Origin of the sequence: Mucilaginibacter tolerans (genome assembly GCF_030519375.1) — a bacterium.
Classification (GTDB): Bacteria; Bacteroidota; Bacteroidia; order Sphingobacteriales; family Sphingobacteriaceae; genus Mucilaginibacter.
In genome coordinates, this window is the sequence record NZ_JAUMKB010000009.1 from 232,638 (window position 1) to 239,598 (window position 6,961).

Here is a 6,961-nt window from a genome sequence, read left to right on the forward strand (position 1 = left end):
TATGAAGAAAGTGATTACTCTGTTTTTACTGCTCACATGTATTATGTCTACACTGCAGGCGCAAATAACAACCAAATTTGGCGATAAAGTGAGCACACTCGACGGCATTATGAAAGCTTATTACGATGTGGTAACCGTTGAGAAAGGAGGAAAAGTATATTATGAACGCGATAGCTTGCTACATTGGCCCGGTGCAGTAGTCGGTTCGGCAGGGAAAGGCAAGAACGGCAAGCCTGTGTTTCATTCTATGAGTTTGAAGCGGTTCCATGAGGTATCTGATCCCGGCTTAGAGCGCGACGGCTTTTATGAGAAAGAAATATCACGCAAAGTAGAACAATTTGGCAATATCTATCATGTTTGGAGCACTTATGAATCGCGCAATAAGCCTGGCGGGCCAATCATCGAACGCGGCATCAACAGCATTGAGCTTTACAATGATGGCTCCCGCTTTTGGATACTGGGCTGGTTTTTTGACAGCGAACGAAAAGACAATCCGATACCAGAGAAGTACTTGAAGATGTAGGGAATCAGAAGTCAGAAATCAGGAAAGACGAATAAGAATTAAATCCGAAATCCTATGACGGAATAATAACTCTTGGTGTTGGTGTGGCTGGTGTCGGATCGCAGTAACATTTTCTGGAACAACTGCTACATACTGCTCCTATGATAGCGGAAATCAACACCAGGCTAACTATTTTCTTTTTCACAGTATTAAATTTAGTTATTTAACCTGATTAATTAAACGAATCAATGATGATTAAAAGATTGAACCATTTCGACCATTACAACTAATAAAACAACCACTCAACTACTCCCCGTTTAACTTTTGCAAATGCCGTTTTTCAGAAGGCAGAGCTATAAATTTCTTATAAGAATCATTAATATAAACTGCCAGCGATTCGCTGTTATTACTGGTAATAAACGCATAGCTGGGGCGATATAGCTGCATAAAATCCTCCAGTTCCTGCCCTTTGAGTGGCACAATACTACCTACATAAACCCGGTTAAATACTTGATCAACCTTACGCTCCTGCTCTTCGCGGGCAAAATAACGTTTCAGCCGGCGGGCATCACGGGCCTCTTTACCAAACCACGTAGATGGCGACAAAGGGTACAGCTTACTTTTTTCGTACACATCAGGGTATTCTTTATGCGGGTCGAACGCAAGGCGCTGGGCGGTAATATTTACTTCACGCAACGATATAGTTTTGGTTTTTAATTCGACATGCTTTTGTGTTAGATCAATTATGTACAAAGTATCCGGAACATAGCTTGGGGACGAAAATATCAGGGTATGCCCTGTTTCTGATTTGATCTCGAACCTGCCCGATTTATCTGTTAATGTGATCTGCTTGTTGGTCATATCCCTTACAAAAACGTCAGACAGCTTTGCGCCACTGCTGGCATCAACCACGTTGCCCCTTACATAAATCTGGGCATGCAGTGCTGTCGAAGAAAGTAATGCGATTGTGAGAAGGTAGAGTATTCTTTTCATGGCAGATCAATTATAGCGTAAGTATAGTTTAAAAACCCATTATTTAAATCAATAGTTTGGGATTTAACATTTAATTTAACACTTTGCTGAGACAAAACACAAAAACCCGGCTTTTTTGCCGGGTTTTTGTGTTGAGTTGACTGGTTGATTATGTTGATTAGCTAACTCAATCAACCAATCAACTATTTTTTAGTCCACACATTATTGTCAGGGTTATAATCCGGGTACGCTTTGTCAGGATCATAAGTTACCGACTGAATTTCTTCGGTGGATGGATATTTAAATGTCCAGGTGCTGTTGCGCTCCCAAATCTCAACCGGTAGTTTCACACGGTCAGTTTTACCACTTACAGTTTTGATTTCAAGCGTTACCGGCATAGCCATTTTCTCCAGGTTATCAATGGTGATCATAGCGCCCTTAGATGGATCATTGTCGAAATACTTCACATCGCGTACAGCAACGTCCAAACGCCAGTTGTTCAGGAACCAGCCTCTCCAGAACCATTGCAGTTTCTCGCCGGATGCATTTTCCATGGTGCGGAAGAAATCTTCAGGTGTCGGGTGTTTGAACGCCCAGCGTGCAATGTAAGTTCTGAAAGCAAAGTCGAAGCGTTCAGGGCCTAATATCTGCTCGCGCAACATGGTCAGCCCCATGCCCGGTTTAAAATAAAGCAAGATGCCGATATTTCTCTCCTTCATGTTTGCAGGCTGACTAAGGACCGTTTCCAACGCTGGGTTGGTCACTACTACACCCGCTTTTTCAACATCTTGCGGTTGTTTACGGGCATACTCGCCGTTGTTAAAATCAGCGGTAGACAGGGTATTAATAAAAGTATTGAAACCCTCGTCCATCCATCCATACAAGCGTTCGTTTGATCCTACGATCATAGGGAACCAGGTGTGGCCAAACTCATGATCATTAACACCCCATAGGCTTCCCTTTGTGGCTTTATATCCGCAGAAAACAATGCCGGGATATTCCATACCGCCAACAATACCAGCAACAGCGGTAGCAGCAGGGTAAGGGAACTCAAACCATTGTTTTGAGTTGAATTCGATTGATTTCTTTACATACTCAGTTGACCGGCCCCAGGCATTATTACCATCGCTTTCAACCGGGTAGGCCGAAATTGCGATTGATTTTTTACCACTTGGCAGGTCCATTTTAGCAGCATCGATTATAAAAGACGCCGATGAAGCCCATGATGCATCGCGGGCATTCTTTATTTTAAAATGCCAGGTCAATTCTTTTTTTCCTGCGGGACGTGATGAAGCCTCAGTAACTTCGCTTGCTGAGCGGATAACTACTGTCTTTTCGCTCTTTCCTGCTTCAGCCCACCGTTTTAATTGCTCGGGCGTATAAACCTCCTGCGGATTCAACAACTCACCTGATGCTACCACGATATGGTTTGCCGGTGCAGTAATCGTCAGGTCGAAATCGCCATATTCCAAATAAAACTCGGCCGGGCCGGTGTATGGAATGGTATTCCAGCCTTCTACGTCGTCATACACACACATACGCGGGTACCATTGCGCCACAGTAAATATCTTTCCATTCTTGGTATCCTGTATACCCATACGGTCAGAACCGTAATCAGGCGAAATAAAGGAATATGCTATTTTCAGTTTTACCTGGCCGCCATTAGGATTCACATCTTTAGGCAGGAACAATTGCATGCGGGTATCGCTTACTGAAAACTTAATATCTGTTTCAGCACCTTTTTCACCAACCAGTTTCACTGACTTGATCTTAAAACCAGCGTCAAACACTTGGCCACGTCCCCAGTTACGGCTTTGTAACTTTGGAGGATTCCCGGCCAATGGTACAATGGCACTGCCTCTTGAGTCTTGTTTAAATAAGTTTTGCTCAAGGTTCATCCACAAAAAGCCTAATTTTTGAGGGCTATTGTTGGTGTAGGTTAGTATCTCAGAACCGGTGATCTCGTTAGTCTGGTCATTCAGTTTTGCTGATAATTGGTAATCAGCACGATTTTGCCAGTATTTAGGTCCCGGCGCTCCATCGGCAGCACGATATTCCGTTCCATTTTTTGTAAAAAACGGTGGCCCGAAGGCCTCATGATAATCGTACTTGGTGCTGGGAGCAGCAGGCGGCGGGTTGTCTTGCTGTGCACTCACTGCACCTGCAATGGTTAAAAAAGCCAGCGTAAGGTTGGCTATCAATCTAAATTTCATCTCAGTTAGTTAATTATTGGGGCGCAAAATAGTATAAATTAAGCAATTGCACGAAGCGGTAAATTAATTGTTACAAAACAATAGAATCCAAATATATTTTCAAAAACTGACTAATACGTTAGTTTTTGAAAATACTGTTTATCAATCTGTTACTTTATCCAATGCTTTGCGTTAAATTAGCACTATCAAAATCCCTAAACCTTATCACTTTATTCTTTCGTCCCGAGAATAAAGTAGGTTTACCCTTAAAAGTTCCTGACTATGAGAAGAATACCGATCACCTTACTGATAGTATTTTTATTTAGCCTGAACAATTTATCAGCTTATGCCCAATCGGGAGAAAGTTTCATAAAAACACTCAATAGAGAAAAAGCCTACCTCCATTTCGATAAACCCTATTATGCTATTGGTGATACCATTTACTTTAAAGCTTATGTTACTTTAGGTCCCAGGCACAGGCTATCAGATTTAAGCGGAGTACTACATATCGATTTGATTGATCCTACTAATAAAATCGCCCAGTCTATTAAATTAAAGTTGGCAAACGGACTTGCCTGGGGCGATTTTACACTTGCGGACACCTTATCTGCCGGAGACTACCGCATCAGGGCCTACACCCGATGGATGCTAAATGAGGATAATATTTTCGAACAGACTATTCCGGTTGGCTCAATTCACGCCCAGAAAGTACCCGAGAGCAATGTGGCTAAAACTACTATTGGAAAGCCCGACCTGCAATTCTTTCCCGAAGGCGGGCAGCTTGTTGCAGGTTTGCCTTCTAAGGTGGCTTTTAAAGCTGTTGGAGTAAACGGATTGAGCACAGACCTTAAAGGAACAATTAGAGATAATACGGGAAAGATTGTTTCCCATTTTGCACCCGCTCACCTCGGCATGGGCTCCTTTGAACTGAAGCCAGAAGAAGGCAAGACTTATAAAGCCAATGTTATTTTTGCCGATGGTTCGAAAAGTGACATTGGCCTCCCTCTACCCAAAGCCAAAGGCGTCGTTTTAACCGTCAATAACGATTCTATCCCCAATACAGCTGTAAGAATTGAAGCCAGTCCGTCTTATTACACTGAAAATAAAGGGAAGGATTTTAACTTACAGATCTATTCTGGTGGTGTAACCGTTGGCGTTCAATTTAAATTGGACAGCCCTGTGGTTTCTTTAAATATTATTAAGCGCTTACTTCAAACCGGCGAAGCAAGGCTTACCTTATTATCGCAAACAAATGAGCCCTTGTGCGAACGGTTGTTTTTTATACAAAATTATGATCAAATAAACCTTGCAGTTAACAGCAACAACGCAACTTACACTACTAAAGGAAAAGCAAACATCAAGGTAAACGCAAGGAACAGAGCCGATTCAGGAGTAATAGCCCATTTCTCAGTTTCAGTAGTAGATGAGAGTAAAGTGGCAGTGGATGAGAACACTGAAACCACCATCCTGACAAATCTTTTACTTACTTCTGACCTTAAAGGCTTTGTGGAACAACCGAACTATTATTTCAGCTCGACAACAGATGAACCCCGCAAAAACCTTGACCTGGTAATGCTGACCCATGGTTACCGGAAATTTGAATGGGAACAAGCGCCCGAAGACAGCAATTCGTCCTTTGCTTATTTACCTGAAAATGGGTTGCAGATTGATGGCTTAGTTAAAAATGTATTCGGCAAACCACTGGCAAATGCCACCGCATCGTTATTATCACTGCCTGGCAACCAGCTATTTAGCACCACGACCAACGATAAAGGCTTATTCCGGTTTTCGCCCCTGGCATTTACTGACACGATGCAATTTATATTGCAGGCAGTAAATGCAAAAGGAAAGAACAACACGGAACTGGTTTATAATGAAGAGCGCATACCCGCAATAAAGACATCCTTGCCTGCTTACACTCAGGATATGGCTCCCGTGATGTTTGCCTATCTGCAAAATAGTGAAAAACAACAGGAAGAATTAAATAAAGCCGGATTGGGAAAGGGTAGAATATTAAAAGAGGTTAAAGTAAAAAGCATAAAACCGGTCAAATACGAAACTGAAAGCTTAGCTGGTGCAGGCTTTGCCGACCAGGTAATCCACAACAAGGATTTTGGTAATACTTTATCACTTCCTGATGCCCTGAGTGGGAAATTAATGGGTATCAGGTTCACCAGTTCAGGGGAACCTGGAGGGGGCGGTGTGCCTGTCTGGTTTGGCGCTACAAGTTTAGGCGGTGGTAGTTCTATGCTGGTAGTAGTTGATGGACTTGAATTGCCTCCAACGCGTTCGAATATCGATTATCTAAGAGCAAACGATGTGGAAACAGTCGAAGTACTAACGGGCGGAACTGCTGCCATTTATGGTTTTAGAGGAAGTAATGGCGTCCTGGTAATTACCCGAAAGAAAGGTAAAATGAAAGACCTAAGGGATATACCTTCTTTTGGAGTACTGCCCATAACAGTACAAGGTTATCAAAAAGTGCGCGAGTTTTATTCGCCTAAATATGAAAGCAATGCTACCTATGCTCTCCCCGACCTGCGCAGCACTATTTACTGGCAACCTGAGCTGATCACCGACAAAGATGGCAATGCCTCATTTGAGTATTACAACGCAGACAGTAAAGGAACATACCGGGTTGTTGTTGAAGGCATTGACGAAAAAGGCCACATGGGAAGACAGGTGTATCGTTATAAGGTTGATTGAGTTGATTGGTTAAGTGGTTGATTAAGTTAATCCCAAACGAACTCAATCTAACTGAATCAAGCTAATCAACTACTTCAAAAAATGCTTTTTATAAACCTCCGCATCAAAACCGAAATGAAGAAAATTGCCATCCTCAATTACCGGCCTCTTGATCATGCTGCTCTTTTGCTCTAATACCGGCAAAGCGTCGGCAGCTGTTTTTATACCTTCTTTTACTTCAGGCTCCAGATCTTTCCAGGTAGTGCTTTTTTTATTTAAAAAGGCTTCATAACCTGCCTTATCATTCCATTCCTGCAATTTTTCAGGACTTATACCGAGCTTTTTAAAATCGTGAAATTCGTAATTTATTTTATTTGCTTTAAACCAGTCTAATGTTTTCTTAACTGTGTCGCAATTAGGGATACCGTACACTTTCATGCCGCGAAGATACATTTCAGTTTGCAGTTTCTGGTTAGCAGTTTGCAATGTTCAATAGTGAATGACGTACCTTGGTCGGCTAAATTATTTCCGACTTCCGACTTCCGACTTCCGACTTCCGACTTCCGACTTCCGACTTCCGACTTCCGACTTCCGACTTCCGACTTCCGAC

5 protein-coding genes are annotated in these 6,961 nt (G+C 42.5%); 2 read left to right on the forward strand and 3 right to left on the reverse strand.

Features of this window, described 5'->3' with window-relative positions:
- Position 1 precedes the first annotated feature (1 nt).
- Entirely contained in the window at positions 2 to 523 is a 522-nt protein-coding gene (locus tag Q3A68_RS14630; RefSeq protein ID WP_302901841.1) for a hypothetical protein, read from the forward strand.
- A gap of 285 nt (positions 524 to 808) precedes the next feature.
- Here the strand turns inward: Q3A68_RS14630 and Q3A68_RS14635 are convergent, their stop codons facing one another.
- Both Q3A68_RS14635 and Q3A68_RS23230 read right to left on the reverse strand, forming a co-directional pair.
- Positions 809 to 1,495, reverse strand: coding sequence for a carboxypeptidase-like regulatory domain-containing protein (locus Q3A68_RS14635; protein WP_302901842.1), 687 nt, complete (start codon positions 1,493 to 1,495; stop codon positions 809 to 811).
- Between the two features lie 182 nt (positions 1,496 to 1,677).
- The gene (locus Q3A68_RS23230) at positions 1,678 to 3,687 is read right to left on the reverse strand and encodes a M1 family metallopeptidase (RefSeq protein ID WP_302901843.1); all 2,010 of its coding nucleotides are present in this window, start codon (positions 3,685 to 3,687) and stop codon (positions 1,678 to 1,680) included.
- A 261-nt stretch (positions 3,688 to 3,948) separates the two neighbouring features.
- Here Q3A68_RS23230 and Q3A68_RS14645 point away from each other — a divergent pair, with 261 nt between their 5' ends.
- The gene (locus Q3A68_RS14645; protein ID WP_302901844.1) at positions 3,949 to 6,372 is read left to right on the forward strand and encodes a carboxypeptidase-like regulatory domain-containing protein; all 2,424 of its coding nucleotides are present in this window, start codon (positions 3,949 to 3,951) and stop codon (positions 6,370 to 6,372) included.
- Between the two features lie 69 nt (positions 6,373 to 6,441).
- Here the strand turns inward: Q3A68_RS14645 and Q3A68_RS14650 are convergent, their stop codons facing one another.
- Positions 6,442 to 6,837, reverse strand: coding sequence for a Spx/MgsR family RNA polymerase-binding regulatory protein (locus tag Q3A68_RS14650; protein WP_302901845.1), 396 nt, complete (start codon positions 6,835 to 6,837; stop codon positions 6,442 to 6,444).
- Between the last annotated feature and the right edge of the window lie 124 nt (positions 6,838 to 6,961).